The organism is Xanthobacter pseudotagetidis (assembly GCF_043194795.2).
GTDB lineage: Bacteria > Pseudomonadota > Alphaproteobacteria > Rhizobiales > Xanthobacteraceae > Xanthobacter > Xanthobacter tagetidis_A.
The window spans coordinates 3,196,585-3,209,862 of the sequence record NZ_CM195534.1 but is presented as its reverse complement, the minus strand read 5'-3'; the positions used below and the strand labels follow the sequence as shown (position 1 = coordinate 3,209,862).

At 69.2% G+C, this 13,278-nt stretch carries 10 protein-coding genes and 1 tRNA gene; 9 read left to right on the top strand and 2 right to left on the bottom strand.

The annotated features are described in order from the left end of the window. Position 1: 1 nt before the first annotated feature. The 7 genes from V5F67_RS14760 (at position 2) to V5F67_RS14730 (ending at position 9,135) form a co-directional block, all read left to right on the top strand. Positions 2-1,015 carry a branched-chain amino acid ABC transporter permease gene (locus V5F67_RS14760; RefSeq protein WP_394017049.1) on the top strand — a complete coding sequence of 338 codons (1,014 nt, stop codon included), beginning with the start codon at positions 2-4 and terminating at the stop codon, positions 1,013-1,015. Next, entirely contained in the window at positions 1,015-1,992 is a 978-nt protein-coding gene (locus tag V5F67_RS14755; RefSeq protein WP_394017050.1) for a LysR family transcriptional regulator, read from the top strand. The genes V5F67_RS14760 and V5F67_RS14755 overlap by 1 nt, the downstream gene beginning before the upstream one ends. Further along, positions 1,989-2,948: a LysR substrate-binding domain-containing protein gene (locus V5F67_RS14750; protein ID WP_394017051.1), complete on the top strand. Its 960-nt coding sequence runs from the start codon at positions 1,989-1,991 to the stop codon at positions 2,946-2,948. The genes V5F67_RS14755 and V5F67_RS14750 overlap by 4 nt, the downstream gene beginning before the upstream one ends. A 121-nt stretch (positions 2,949-3,069) precedes the next feature. After that, positions 3,070-4,350, top strand: coding sequence for a 4-aminobutyrate--2-oxoglutarate transaminase (locus tag V5F67_RS14745; RefSeq protein ID WP_394017052.1), 1,281 nt, complete (start codon positions 3,070-3,072; stop codon positions 4,348-4,350). Between the two features lie 21 nt (positions 4,351-4,371). After that, complete coding sequence (locus tag V5F67_RS14740; RefSeq protein ID WP_394017053.1) at positions 4,372-5,652, top strand: Zn-dependent hydrolase; 1,281 nt, start codon at positions 4,372-4,374, stop codon at positions 5,650-5,652. 248 nt (positions 5,653-5,900) lie between these two features. Next, positions 5,901-7,397 carry an Asp-tRNA(Asn)/Glu-tRNA(Gln) amidotransferase subunit GatB gene (gatB, locus tag V5F67_RS14735; RefSeq protein WP_394017054.1) on the top strand — a complete coding sequence of 499 codons (1,497 nt, stop codon included), beginning with the start codon at positions 5,901-5,903 and terminating at the stop codon, positions 7,395-7,397. 511 nt (positions 7,398-7,908) lie between these two features. Beyond that, positions 7,909-9,135, top strand: coding sequence for an ABC transporter substrate-binding protein (locus V5F67_RS14730; protein WP_394017800.1), 1,227 nt, complete (start codon positions 7,909-7,911; stop codon positions 9,133-9,135). A 104-nt stretch (positions 9,136-9,239) separates the two neighbouring features. On the opposite strand, the gene lipB is transcribed toward V5F67_RS14730, so the two are convergent. Beyond that, complete coding sequence (gene lipB, locus V5F67_RS14725) at positions 9,240-9,917, bottom strand: lipoyl(octanoyl) transferase LipB (RefSeq protein WP_394017055.1); 678 nt, start codon at positions 9,915-9,917, stop codon at positions 9,240-9,242. 276 nt (positions 9,918-10,193) lie between these two features. Between lipB and V5F67_RS14720 the strand changes: the two genes are divergently transcribed. Beyond that, positions 10,194-10,278 (top strand) — tRNA-Leu (locus V5F67_RS14720). 348 nt (positions 10,279-10,626) lie between these two features. Here the strand turns inward: V5F67_RS14720 and V5F67_RS14715 are convergent. Continuing rightward, positions 10,627-11,427: a polysaccharide deacetylase family protein gene (locus V5F67_RS14715; protein WP_394017056.1), complete on the bottom strand. Its 801-nt coding sequence runs from the start codon at positions 11,425-11,427 to the stop codon at positions 10,627-10,629. Positions 11,428-11,736: 309 nt separating this feature from the next. On the opposite strand from V5F67_RS14715, the gene mgtE reads away from it, so the two are divergent. Further along, the gene (mgtE, locus tag V5F67_RS14710; RefSeq protein ID WP_394017057.1) at positions 11,737-13,149 is read left to right on the top strand and encodes a magnesium transporter; all 1,413 of its coding nucleotides are present in this window, start codon (positions 11,737-11,739) and stop codon (positions 13,147-13,149) included. Positions 13,150-13,278: the final 129 nt, after the last annotated feature.

Genomic DNA, 13,278 nt, shown 5'->3' with positions numbered 1-13,278 from the left:
AATGTTCGCTCCGCGCAAGGGCCGCACGCTCGCCGCCGCCGGCCTCGCAGCCGCGGCCTGGCTCTCGATCCCGCTCCTGGTGCAGCAGCCCTACGTGCTGCACGTCCTCATCCTGACGGCGATCTTCGCCACCTTTGCCATCGGCTGGAACCTCGTCACCGGCTTTGCCGGCCTGAAGACCTTCGGCCACCATGCCCTGTTCGCCATCGCCGCCTATGCCTCGGCGCTGCTGGCGAAGAATTTCGGCTGGAGCCCGTGGGTCACGGCCTGGCTCGGCGCCGGCCTCGGCACGCTGGTGGGCTTCCTGGTGGCGCTGCCGGCGCTGCGCATCCGCTCGGTGGCCCATCTCGCCATCGTCACGCTGGCCTTCGCCGAGATCATCCGCATCCTGATCGCGAACCTCAAGGAGGTGACGCGCGGCGAGCTTGGTCTCGTCGGCATCCCCGCCTTCGATCCCCTCGTTCTGCCCGTGCTGGGGCGGGTGAGCTTCGGCGGCTCGGGACGGCCGGCCTTCTTCTACCTTGCCTCGGTGCTGATGCTGGCCGCGCTGGCGAGCGTCTGGGCGCTGATGCGCTCGCGCGTCGGGCTCGCCTTCGTGGCGCTCCGCAACTCCCAGGAAGCGGCCGAGAGCCTCGGCATCAACCTCGCCCGCTACAAGTTCCTGGCGTTCGCCGCGAGCGGCTTCATCGTCGGCCTCAGCGGGGCTGTCTATGCGCACTATGTCCGCGTGCTGACGCCCCACTCCGTGGCCGGCCTGGAGGTGATGATTATGGTGATCGCCATGGTGCTCGTGGGCGGAATCGGCACCCACCTCGGGCCGGTGGTAGGCGCGCTGGTCCTTGTCGGCGGTGCCGAGGCGCTGCGCGACGTGGGCAACTACCGCCTGCTGCTCTACGGCGCCTTGATCGTGCTCGCGACCCGGTTCTTCCCGCAGGGCATCACCCGGCTGGCGGAGCATGTGCGCTGGCCGCGTCCCGCTTTCCTGAAGCCTCAGCCAGATCCGGAGCGGCTCTGATGTCCGGCGAAATCCCGTTCGACCACGCCCGAGCGGCTGAGGACCCGCGTCCTGTCGGCGACGCCGCTTTGGTGCCGCCGCTGTCGGACGTCGACCTGAAGCTGCTGGCGGTGTTCGTCACGGTGGTGCGCTGCGGCGGATTCGCGCTGGCGCAGAACGCGCTCAACGTCAGCCCGTCCACCATCTCGATCCACATCTCGAACCTGGAGATCCGCGTCGGCGCCAAGCTCTGCAAGCGCGGGCGCTCGGGCTTCCAGCTGACGCCAGAGGGCGCGGAGGTGTTCGAGGCTGCCAAGAGCCTGTTCGCCCATATCGAGGAGTACCGGGCGCGCATCGCCGGCATCAACGGCCTGCTCCTGGGCGAGATCAATGTGGGGGTGATCGACAACATGGTCGAGCACCCGACCTTCCGTCTCGACGCCGCCATCGCCGCCTTCAAGCGCTCGGCGCGGGACGTGAAGGTGAACGTGACGGTGGCCCCGCCCAACAACCTGGAGCAGATGATCCTGGACGGCCAGCTGCACATGGCCATCTCGTTCTTCCCCCGCCGGCTCACCCGCTTCCTCTACGAGCCCATGTTCTCGGCCCAGATGGAGCTGTGCTGCGGCCGCGACCATCCGCTGTTCGAGATCGACGATGCCGACATCACGCCGGCGCACGTCGCGGCTGCCGAGCATGCCCAGCGCGGCTATGTCACGCTGGAGCAGATGCAGCCGCTGCATCGGCGCTTCCGCTTCACCGCCAGCTCGCCGAGCATCGAAGGGCTCGCCTATCTCATCCTTTCGGGCGGCTATCTCGGCTTCCTGTCCTCGGTCTACGCCCGACGCTGGATCGAGCGGGGGCAGATGCGGGTGATTCGCCCGGACCTGTTCTCCTACCGTTCGGACTACCTCCTCGCCTACAACAAGACCGCCCCTGAGACGCGCGCCTTCCGCCTGATGCTGCAATATCTGCGCACCGAGGCGCACGTGCCGTGAGAGCGGCCGCGGAGCATTCGCCGGCGCTGAGCCTGCGCCAGCTGCAGGCTTTCCGGACCGTGATCGCCACCGGGACGATGACGCGGGCAGCCGAGGCGCTGAGCACCTCCCAGCCCGCCATAAGCGCCATGATCGCCGCTCTCGAGCGCGAGGTCGGCTTCAAGCTGTTCTATCGCCGGGGATCGGCGCTGGTGCCGACCCCGGAGGGCATGACCTTCGACGCCGAGGCGCAAAGCGCCTTGCTCGGGATCGAGCGGGTGAAGCGCGTCGCGGTGGATATCCGCAACCGGCGCCGCGGCGCGCTGCGCGTCGCCGCCTGCTCCTGGCTCGGCAGCGGCTACCTGCCGGAGCTCGTCACCTCCTTCGCCCGTGCCCATCCAGGCATCGAGATCCAGATCGTGCCGATCGGGAGCGCGGATGTGAGCGCCTCGCTCCTCGAAGAGGCGACCGATATCTGGATGCTCGATGCGCCGGCTTCCCATCCGCTCCTTGTGAGCGAGGAGCGCGCGGTATCCTGCGTCTGCGTGCTGCCGCAATCCCATCCGCTGGCGGAGCGCGCGGTGCTCGATCCCGGCCTGCTGGGCGGGATGGCCCACGTGGCGCCGCCGCGCGACAATCCGCTCGCGGCGCAGGTGGAGGAGGCCTTCGCCGCGGCGGGCGTGCGCCTGCGCACCACGATCCGGGCCGAGAGCTTCGCCACGGTGTGCTCCTTGGTGTCCTTCGGTCTCGGCTTCGGCGTGGTCGACGAGGTCACCGCGCGCCACCTGAAGCCGCTGGGCCTGACCATACGCCCGTTCGCGCCTGCCATCGGCCTTACGCTCGCCGCCATGCACCGCATCGACCGGCAGCTGTCGATCGCCGCCCATTCGTTCCTCGACGCCCACCGCCGGCTCATCGGGGTCGCGCAGGGTGAAGCGGGGTTGGTCGGCGCGGCGAAGGCGGAGGCCCGGTCGTGAGCGCGGGGCGCCCTAGGCCCGGGATGGCCCGCGACCGCGCAGGCGATTGCCGGCGAAACGGCAAGTGATAGGACTTACAGAGGCGCGAGGCGCTCATCACGGCGCGCATCGGGAGGCGGTCATGCTGAATTCGGAGATTGAGGCGCGCAGGCGGCAGGCGGTTTCGCGCGCGGTCGGGGTCACCACCGAGATCTATGCCGCCCGCGCCGAAAATGCCGAGATCTGGGACGAGGAGGGCAGGCGCTACATCGATTTCGCCGCCGGCATCGCCGTGGTCAATACCGGCCACCGCCACCCCAAGGTGATCGCCGCGGTGCGCGAGCAGCTCGACCGCTTCACCCACACCTGCCACCAGGTGGTGCCCTACGAGACCTACGTGCATCTGGCCGAGCGGCTCAACGCGGCGGTGCCGGGCGATTTCGCCAAGAAGTCCGTGTTCGTGACCACCGGCGCCGAGGCCACCGAGAACGCGGTGAAGATCGCCCGCGCCGCCACCGGCCGAGCGGCGGTGATCGCCTTTTCCGGCGGCTTCCACGGCCGCACCTTCATGGGCATGTCCATGACCGGCAAGGTCACGCCCTACAAGACCGGCTTCGGGCCCATGATGCCGGACGTCTATCACCTGCCCTTTCCGGTGGCCCTGCACGGCGTGACGGAGGCGGAGGCGCTCGCCGCGCTCGACCGCCTGTTCAAGGCCGACGTGGACCCGGCGCGCGTCGCCGCCTTCATCGTCGAGCCGGTCCAGGGGGAGGGGGGCTTCTACGAGGCGCCCGCCGCCTTCCTGAAGGAGCTGCGCGCCATCGCCGACCGCCACGGTATCGTGCTGATCGCCGACGAGGTGCAGACCGGCTTCGCTCGCACCGGGCGCATGTTCGCCATGGAGCGCACCGGCGTCGCGGCCGATCTCACCACCATGGCCAAGGGGTTGGGCGGCGGCTTTCCCATCGCCGCGGTGACGGGGCGGGCGGACCTGATGGACGCCCCCGGCGTCGGCGGCCTCGGCGGCACCTATGGCGGCAATCCGCTGGCGGTGGCCGCGGCCCACGCGGTGCTCGACGTGATCGTGGAGGAGGGGCTTTGCGCCCGTGCCGAGGCCCTCGGCGCGCGCCTCAAGCAGCGGCTGCATTCGCTGGCCGGCGCTGTGCCCCAGATCGCCGACATCCGCGGGCCGGGCTTCATGAATGCGGTGGAGTTCGCCCATCCGGGTGGGGGAGCGCCGGCGCCCGACTTCACCAACGCGGTGCGCCAGCGCGCGCTCGCCAAGGGGCTGATCCTGCTCTCGTGCGGCGTCTACGGCAACGTGATCCGCTTCCTCGCGCCGCTGACCATTCCCGACGCGGTGTTCGGCGAGGCGCTCGACATCATCGAGGCGAGCCTGCGCGAATGCGCCGCCGAAGCCTGAGCGAGACCGGGAGCGGGGCCGATGCATGATGCCACGGGCGAGGCGGCACAGGGCCACGGAGCCAACCTTGCCATCAATCCCCGGCGGCTCTGGGACAGCCTGATGGCAACCGCCCGGATGGGCGGGACCGCCAAGGGCGGAATCTGCCGTCTGGCCCTGAGCGACGCCGACCGCGAGGCGCGCGACTGGCTGCGCGGCGCCTGCGCCGCGCTCGGCTGCACGGTGACGGTGGACGAGGTGGGCAACATGTTCGCGCTCAGGCCCGGCCGCCGGCCGGACCTCGCGCCCATCGCCTTCGGCAGCCACCTCGACACCCAGCCCACCGGCGGCAAGTTCGACGGCATCCTCGGCGTCCTCGCCGGCCTGGAAGTGCTGCGCACGCTCGACGAGGCGGGCTTCGACACCGCCGCGCCGCTGATGCTGGTGAACTGGACCAACGAGGAGGGCGCGCGCTTTGCCCCGGCCATGCTGGGATCCGGCGTCCATGCGGGGGTGTTCGACCGCGCCTATGCCGACGCGCGGGAGGACCGGCAGGGGGTGCGCTTTGGCGACGCCATCGCGGCCATCGGCTATCGCGGCGCCGCGCCGGCTGGCTCGGTTCGCCTCGGCGCCCTGTTCGAGCTGCACATCGAGCAGGGGCCGGTCCTTGAGGCGGAGGGCCGGACCGTGGGCGTGGTCACGGGAGTCCAGGGCATGCGCTGGTACGAGGTCGCGGTCACCGGCCGGGAGGCTCACAGCGGCTCGACGCCGATGGGCCTGCGCGCCGACGCGCTGCTCGGCGCGGCGCGGCTCGTGACCGAGGTGCATGCCATCTCGCTCGCGCACCGGCCGGCGGCTGTGGGCACGGTGGGGTCTCTGGAGGTGGCGCCGAACTCGCCCAACGTGATTCCCGGCGCTGTCCGTCTCACGGTGGACCTGCGCCACCCGGACGATGCCGTTCTGGAGGCCATGGAGACACGGCTTCGGGCCGCGGCCGCGGCTCTCGCAGGTGACTCTGGCCTTGAGGTTCGGCTCGCCAGGATCTGGGATTCGCCCGCGGTTCATTTCGACGCCGGCTGCATCGCCGCCGTCCGCTCGGGCGCGGCCGCTGCCGGGCTGCCGACGCGCGACATGGTTTCCGGCGCCGGTCACGACGCGGCCTACATCGCGCGCATCGCCCCCACGAGCATGATCTTCGTGCCGAGCGCGGGCGGCCTCAGCCACAATGAGGCCGAGAGCACCACCGCCGAGGAATGCGCGGCCGGCGCCCAGGTGCTGCTCAACGCCATCCTGGCCTACGACCGCGCCGGGGAACACGGATAGCGCACATCCGCCACCGCGCGTCGGAAGGGCCGGCCGGGCGTGGCATCCAGCTTTCCGGGCGGCCAGGAGGATTGGCGCCCGGACGCCCCGATGCCGGGCGGACATGCGTGGCGCGCGGCGCGCCGGGGCTTGTCCGGGCGCCGTTCCGGTTGCCAGAGACGGCCCGACGGGTTTACGACACCTCCGAATGCGGCTGCGCCGCTTTGAAACGCGCTGGCGGCCGCGCCGCCCAGGACCATAGGACGACCATGACGCTCCACACCCGTCCCGCCGAGGCCAAGAAGCTCATTGCCGGCGCCACCGGCGACTGGGAGGTGGTGATCGGCATGGAGGTGCACGCCCAGGTCTCCTCCAATGCCAAGCTGTTCTCGGGCGCCTCCACCGCCTTCGGCGGGCCGCCCAACGACCACGTCTCGCTGGTGGACGCGGCCATGCCGGGCATGCTGCCGGTCATCAACGAGGAGTGCGTCGCCCAGGCGGTGCGCACCGGGCTCGGGCTGAAGGCGGAGATCAACCTGACGTCCGTGTTCGATCGGAAGAACTACTTCTATCCGGACCTACCGCAGGGCTACCAGATCAGCCAGTACAAGAGCCCCATCGTCGGCGAGGGGTTCGTGGTGGTGGACCTTTCGGACGGCGAGAGCATCACGGTCGGCATCGAGCGGCTGCACCTGGAGCAGGATGCCGGCAAGTCGATCCACGATCTCTCGCCCAACCTCTCCTTCGTCGACCTGAACCGCTCCGGCGTGGCGCTGATGGAGATCGTCTCGCGGCCGGACCTGCGCTCCTCGGACGAGGCGAAGGCCTACGTCACCAAGCTGCGCACCATCCTGCGCTATCTCGGCACCTGCGACGGCGACATGGAGAAGGGCAACCTGCGGGCGGACGTGAACGTCTCCGTGCGCCGCCCCGGCGCGCCCTACGGCACGCGCTGCGAGATCAAGAACGTGAACTCCATCCGCTTCATCGGCCAGGCCATCGAGGTGGAGGCGCGGCGCCAGATCGAGATCATCGAGGACGGCGGCACCATCGACCAGGAGACGCGCCTGTTCGACCCCAACAAGGGCGAGACGCGCTCCATGCGCTCGAAGGAAGAGGCGCACGACTACCGCTATTTCCCCGATCCGGACCTTCTGCCGCTGGTGCTGAAGGAGGCCTTCGTCGAGGACCTGAAGCAGCACCTGCCGGAGCTGCCGGACGAGAAGAAGGCGCGCTTCATCGCCGAGTACGGCCTCTCTCCCTATGACGCGAGCGTGCTGGTGGCGGAGAAGGAGACCGCGGACTATTTCGAGGCGGCCGTGAAGTCCGGCGGCGCCCAGCGCAACGCCAAGCTGGTGGCCAACTGGATCATGGGCGACATCGCTGCCTACGCGAACACCGCCGGCGTGCCGGTCTCGGCGACCCCGGTGTCGGCGGCGCAGGTGGCCGGCATCGTCGACCTCATTTCCGACGGCACCATCTCCGGCAAGATCGCCAAGGACGTGATGGTCATCATCCTCGGCGAGAAGTACGAGGGCGATCCGCGCGACCTGGTGGAGGCGCGCGGCCTGAAGCAGGTCACGGACACGGGCGCCATCGAGAAGGTGGTGGACGAGATCATCGCCGCCAACCCGGACAAGGTGGCGCAGGTCCAGGCCAAGCCCACCATGCTGGGCTGGTTCGTGGGCCAGGCCATGAAGGCCTCCGGCGGCAAGGCCAACCCACAGGCGCTCAATGAGATCCTGAAGGCCAAGCTCGGAATTTGATCGCCTCCACGCGAGCCACGCCATCGCGGATCGGCGCCGCTTCGACGAGGTCGTGCACGTCTGTGCGATCTTCAGCGTCTATCGCGCGCCTCGTTTCGGGCATGATTGCCGCCGCTCTCGGCGCGCTTGTGGTAGCGTGACGCGATAAGGATGCGCGCACCGGCGGCCATCTTTGGGAGGCCTTGCGTGCCAAGCCGATACCTGGCGCAAGGGTGGACCGGAACCGGTTCGGGACGCCCTTTCCCTCCGCATTTCTAGAACGCTGCGGAAGGCGGCGGCCCGCCCTGGCCTCATCAAAATCGTTCATGAGGCCAGCAGCAAAATTCGTTTGTCGTACAATATGACGTCAATACGGTTGAGGCGTCGATGGGCGCCGGTTCTGGCGCGCTCGTGCCGCAGGCTGGACGGTTCGCAGAAGGCCTCCGGATCGGCCTGTGGCGTGTCGCCAAGAACGGGCTTCAGAAAACAGGCTTCAGAGAACAGGCCTCAAGAAACAGACCTGGAGGAAATGATGAAGACGCCGGCCATCCTTCTCGGCGCGCTGCTCGGCGTCGCCGCGGGCTCCGCCTGGGCGCAGTCCGCGCCAGCGGGCATCTCCGACGATGTGGTGAAGATCGGAGTGCTCGGCGACATGTCGGGTCTCTATTCCGACGTTTCCGGCAACGGCTCCGTGGAAGCGGCGAAGATGGCCGTGGAGGACTTCGGCGGCAAGGTGCTCGGCAAGCCGGTGGAGATCATCTACGCCGACCACCAGAACAAGCCGGACATCGCCTCCTCCATCGCCCGGCGCTGGTACGACAACGAGAAGGTCGACGCCATCGCCGACGTGGTCGGCTCCGCCAGTTCGCTGGCGGTGACCTTCGTCGCCAACGAGCGCAAGCGCATCGCCCTCATCAGCAACGGTGCCACCGCCGAGCTCAACGGCGCCAAGTGCACGCCCTATTCGGTGCAGTGGCGCAGCGACACCTACGCCATGGCGCGAAGCACCGCCAAGGGCATCCTTTCCCAGGGCGGCAAGACCTGGTTCATCGTCGCCGCGGACTACGCGCTCGGGCACTCCTTCGCCAAGGATCTGACCGACGTGCTCAACGAGTCGGGTGGCAAGGTGGTGGGCAAGGTGTTCCACCCGGTCGGCACCACGGACTTCTCCTCCTTCGTGCTGGCCGGCCAGACCTCGGGCGCCGACATCGTCGCCTTCGCCAATGCAGGCGGCGACATGGTGAACGCGGTGAAGTCGGCCGCCGACTTCGGCCTCACCGTGTCCGGCAAGCAGCGCATCACCGGCTTGCTGGTCTTCATCTCGGACGTGCATTCCATCGGCCTCGAGAAGGTGCAGGGCCTGGTGCTGGAATCCGACTTCTATTGGGACATGGATGATCGCACCCGCGCGTTCGGCGAGCGCTTCTTCAAGCGCACCGGCCGCATGCCCACCATGACCCATGCCGCCAACTACTCGGTGGTGCTCAACTATCTGAAGGCGATCGAGAAGGCCGGCACCGACACCGCCGAGCCGGTGATGGCGACGCTGAAGAAGATGCCCATCGACGACGTGTTCGCCCGCAACGCCTATGTGCGCGAGGACGGCCTTCTCATTCACGACCTCTACCTCTTCCAGGTGAAGTCGCCGAAGGAGAGCAAGCGGCCGTGGGACTACTACAAGCAGCTCGCCACCATCAGCGGCAAGGATGCCTTCCGCCCGCTCGCCCAGAGCGCGTGCCCCTTCGTGAAGAAGAACTGAGGTTTGGGGGGCGGGAAGTCCACCCCCGGCTCAACGTCTTGCCCGGCCGGGTCGCGATGCGATCCGGCCGGCTCGCTTTCAGGCACCCGCGCGGCCGTCGCCGCTCACGCCGGCGCGGCGCCCGGCGCGGTTGGGCCGAACACCTCCTCGAACGCCACCTTCAGCACCGCATCCACCTCCGCCAGGCTCACCGGCAGGCCGAGGTCGGCAAGGCTCGTGACGCCGTGCTCGCGCACGCCGCAGGGCACGATGCCGGAGAAGTGGGAAAGGTCCGGCTCCACGTTCAGCGAGATGCCGTGGAACGTCACCCAGCGGCGCACGCGGATGCCGATGGCGGCGATCTTGTCCTCGCCGGAAAAGCGCGGCACCCACACGCCGACCCGGTCCTCGCGCCGCTCGCCGGTGACGTTGAACGCCGACAGCGTGGCGATGATCCAGGACTCCAGGGCGCTCACATAGCGCCGCACATCCTCGTCCCGGCGCTTGAGGTCCAGCATCACGTAGGCGACGCGCTGGCCAGGCCCGTGATAGGTGAACTGGCCCCCGCGCCCGGTCTGGAACACCGGGAAGCGAGCCTCCACCAGATCCTCCGGCCGCGCGCTGGTGCCGGCGGTGTAGAGCGGGGGATGCTCCAGCAGCCAGACGCACTCATTCTCGGTGCCGGCGGCGATGGTGGTGGCGCGCGCCTCCATGGCGGCCACCGCCACCTCGTAGGGGACGAGGTGGTCGCTCACCGCCCAGTCCACCGGCGGCGCGGTGGCTTCCCGCGGGCGGAAGCTCATGGCGAGCCCGCTGCGGGGGATGGGGACGGCGGAAATTCCGGGGCGGACGGCTGGCGCACCCGCCTCTGGGCTGCTGGCGCTTGAGGTCATCGCGCATGCTTATCCCATTCCGGCGGCCGGTAAAGGGGAGGGCGGCGGGCCCCGTCCACAGCCGCCTTCGCAGCGCGCGGAACCGGCGCCGATGGCCTCTTGTGGCGCCGGTATCGATCTGTTAGACGATGGCCCCCGGCGGCGGCCGGCCCCTTGAGGGGTCCTGTCCCGGTGCCATCCCTGACTGCGGTCGTGGCGGAATTGGTAGACGCGCTAGCTTGAGGTGCTAGTGGGGAGACCCGTGGAGGTTCGAGTCCTCTCGTCCGCACCAGAGATGGAGGCAGGCCTTGCCTGCCGGGACGCGCGGCCGGACCGCGTGGGCATCGAGGGCGGCCGCAAGGTCGCCTTTTGCTTTTGAGGGGGGGCAAGCAAGGCGCTCCCATCGCAAGGCAAGCCGCTCTCCCTCGCACTTTCGGCCTCCCACGCCTGCGCCCTTCCTCGCACCGCTGCCTTTGCTCACGCCATCGCCCTCCGGATTGGCCGCAGGGGCCATCGGGGGGCCGGGCGCGACGCGGGGTGTTGGCAGGGATGCTCCGGTCGAGCCGGAGCATGACGGTGGTGCCTGGATGACAACGGTTTCGGGGTGACGGCGCAGGGGCGCGTGTGACGCGCTTCCCGCTCAGCCATTCGTGCCCGCCTTCGGCACCATGTGCACCACGCTGTAGCCGCGCGCCGCGAGCGCGCGCAGGAAGGCGGGAAGCATGGCGGCGGTCTGCTGCTTGGTGTCGTGGAACAGCACGATGCCGCCGCCCGCCGCGTCGAGCCGGTTCAGCACCAGGTCGAGCTGCGCCTGGGGTGTCTGGACGTTCCAGTCGCTGGCCCAGAGATCCGCGCCGAACACGCCGATGCCCTTGCGCGCGAGATACTCCAGCACCTGCGGCGTCGAGGCGAAGCCGGGAAATCGGAAGAATGGAACCCGCGGCGCCGCGCCGGCCGTGCCGTAGGCTGCCTTCTCGTCGGCCGCGATGCCCTGCTCGATCTCCTTCACCGCCGCGTCGAACGGGATCTTGGCCAAGGTCGCCGCCGGGTGGGTCATGGAATGGTGCGCCACCGTGTGGCCCTCGGCGAGGGTGCGCTTCACCAGCTCCGGCCGCAGCTTCGCGTTCTGGCCGATGAGGAAGAAGGTGGCGTGCACGCATTCCGCCTTTAGCGCGTCGAGGACGGCGGCGGTGGTACCCGGCCATGGTCCGTCATCGAAGGTGAGCACCACCTCGCGCGGCTTCAGCGGCAGGGTCTGCGGGAACGACTTGGTGCCGACCTGAAGGCCCCTGGGGTCGACCTCCAGCACCCGGCCGGTCCCGAGCGCGTCCGGCCGGCCGGGGCAGGTGTCGGCCAGAGCCGCGGCGGGCGCCAGCGCAAGGAGCAGCAGGAGACTCGCGGCGGCAAGGCCGCATCCATGCGCATTCCGTCCGTCCGTCATGCCCCGCCTCATGAAAACGCCGTCGCGCGATTGTCGGCGCCAGTGTCTCACGCCGGCAGGTGGCCGGGGAGGGGACAGGAGGCGTGGCCGCCCGGGGCGGGGTGTCGCACGGCGGCAACGTCCGCCGAAAGAGGCATTCCCAGGGGCGGAATTCAATCCGTTTCGCCTTGCGATTCCAGTCATAAGGGATCAATGGCTCGGAAGTGCCTGCCGGCACGCGGGCGCCCCGGCGATTCTCTGCCGGCCCGCGGCGGCCGGCCACATCTCCACCCTCGGTTTCCAGTCGTACCCCGTTCCGCCGGAGGTCCCATGCGCGAGGATCAAGAGACCATGCACCCGCGCGCCGGGGAGCCCATCGCCGTGCGCGAGGAGGGGGGCGCCATCTCCGAGGCGTTCCGGAGCGCCGTCGAGGCGGCGGTCGAGGCGCGGGACGTGGACCGCCTCAAGGCGCTCACCGGCGCGCTCCACGAGGCGGACATGGGCGACCTGCTCGAGGCGCTCGACGCCGACGAGCGGCGCCGCCTGATCGAGCTGCTCGGTCCCGCCTTCGATTTCACCGCGCTCACCGAGCTGGACGAGACGGTCCGGGTGCAGATCCTGCACGCCATCTCCCCGCGCATCGCCGCGCGCGGCATCTCCGAGCTCGATTCCGACGATGCGGTCTACATCCTCGAGGACCTGGACGAGGACCACAAGGCGGCGATCCTGGAGCACCTGCCGGCGCCGGAGCGCGTCGCGCTGCTGCGCTCCCTCGACTACCCCGAGGAGAGCGCCGGCCGGCGCATGCAGACCGAGTTCATCGCCGTGCCGCCGTTCTGGACCGTGGGCCGCACGATCGACTATCTGCGCGAGACCGCCGACCTGCCGGAGACCTTCTACGAGGTGTTCGTGGTCGATCCCGGCTACCGGCTGATCGGCGCGGTGGCGCTCGACCGGCTGCTGCGCGCCAAGCGCCCGGTGCTGATGACGGCGGTGAAGAAGGAGCAGCTCCACGTGGTGAAGGCCTCCGAGGACCAGGAGGAAGTGGCCCGCATGTTCGAGCACTACAACCTCGTCTCCGCCCCGGTGGTGGACGATGCCGGCCGCCTCGTGGGCGTGGTCACCATCGACGACGTGGTGGACGTGATCCAGGAGGAGGCGGACGAGGACCTGCGCGCGCTCGCCGGCGTCGGCAGCGACGAGGAATTGTCCGACACCGTGGGCTACATCTCCAAGAGCCGCCTGCCGTGGCTGGTGGTCAATCTCGGCACCGCCTTCATCTCCGCCTCCATCATCGGCCTGTTCGAGACCACGATCGAGAAGATGGTGGCGCTCGCCGTGCTCATGCCCATTGTCGCCTCCATGGGCGGCAATGCGGGCAACCAGACCATGACGGTGGCGGTGCGCGCGCTCGCCACCAAGGACCTCGGCAGCCACAATGCCCGCCGCGTGATCTCGCGCGAGGTGCTGGTGGGCCTCATCAACGGGCTCGTGCTGGCGACGGCGCTCGGCGCCATCGCCGCCTTCTGGTTCTCCAGCGCCCAGCTCGGCGCGGTGATTTCCACGGCGCTGGTGCTGAACATGCTGGCGGCGGGGCTTTTTGGCATTTTGATACCGCTGGCGATCTCCCGGCTGAAGCTCGATCCGGCGGTGGCGTCCGGGGTTTTCGTCACCATGGTTACTGACGCCGTAGGCTTCTTTGCCTTTCTCGGCCTTGCAACATGGTGGTTTTCACTTACCTAAATATTTCCACTCCCAGCCCCGCTCAAGCTTGCGTGACTGGCCAGAATGTCGGACAAATTTTGCCGTTGGCCGGCGGAGTCGTCCGAGTGTGTTTCGGATTTGCGCCCAGTTCCGGCTTTGGGGGCGGCC

What these genes read in the sequence shown, in the direction of transcription:
- V5F67_RS14760 (WP_394017049.1), top strand. Translation starts at nt 2, where the DNA reads ATGTTCGCTCCGCGCAAGGGCCGCACGCTCGCCGCCGCCGGCCTCGCA.
- V5F67_RS14755 (WP_394017050.1), top strand. Translation starts at nt 1,015, where the DNA reads ATGTCCGGCGAAATCCCGTTCGACCACGCCCGAGCGGCTGAGGACCCG.
- V5F67_RS14745 (WP_394017052.1), top strand. Translation starts at nt 3,070, where the DNA reads ATGCTGAATTCGGAGATTGAGGCGCGCAGGCGGCAGGCGGTTTCGCGC.
- V5F67_RS14740 (WP_394017053.1), top strand. Translation starts at nt 4,372, where the DNA reads ATGCATGATGCCACGGGCGAGGCGGCACAGGGCCACGGAGCCAACCTT.
- gatB (WP_394017054.1), top strand. Translation starts at nt 5,901, where the DNA reads ATGACGCTCCACACCCGTCCCGCCGAGGCCAAGAAGCTCATTGCCGGC.
- V5F67_RS14730 (WP_394017800.1), top strand. Translation starts at nt 7,909, where the DNA reads ATGAAGACGCCGGCCATCCTTCTCGGCGCGCTGCTCGGCGTCGCCGCG.
- lipB (WP_394017055.1), bottom strand. Translation starts at nt 9,917, where the DNA reads ATGAGCTTCCGCCCGCGGGAAGCCACCGCGCCGCCGGTGGACTGGGCG.
- V5F67_RS14715 (WP_394017056.1), bottom strand. Translation starts at nt 11,427, where the DNA reads ATGACGGACGGACGGAATGCGCATGGATGCGGCCTTGCCGCCGCGAGT.
- mgtE (WP_394017057.1), top strand. Translation starts at nt 11,737, where the DNA reads ATGCGCGAGGATCAAGAGACCATGCACCCGCGCGCCGGGGAGCCCATC.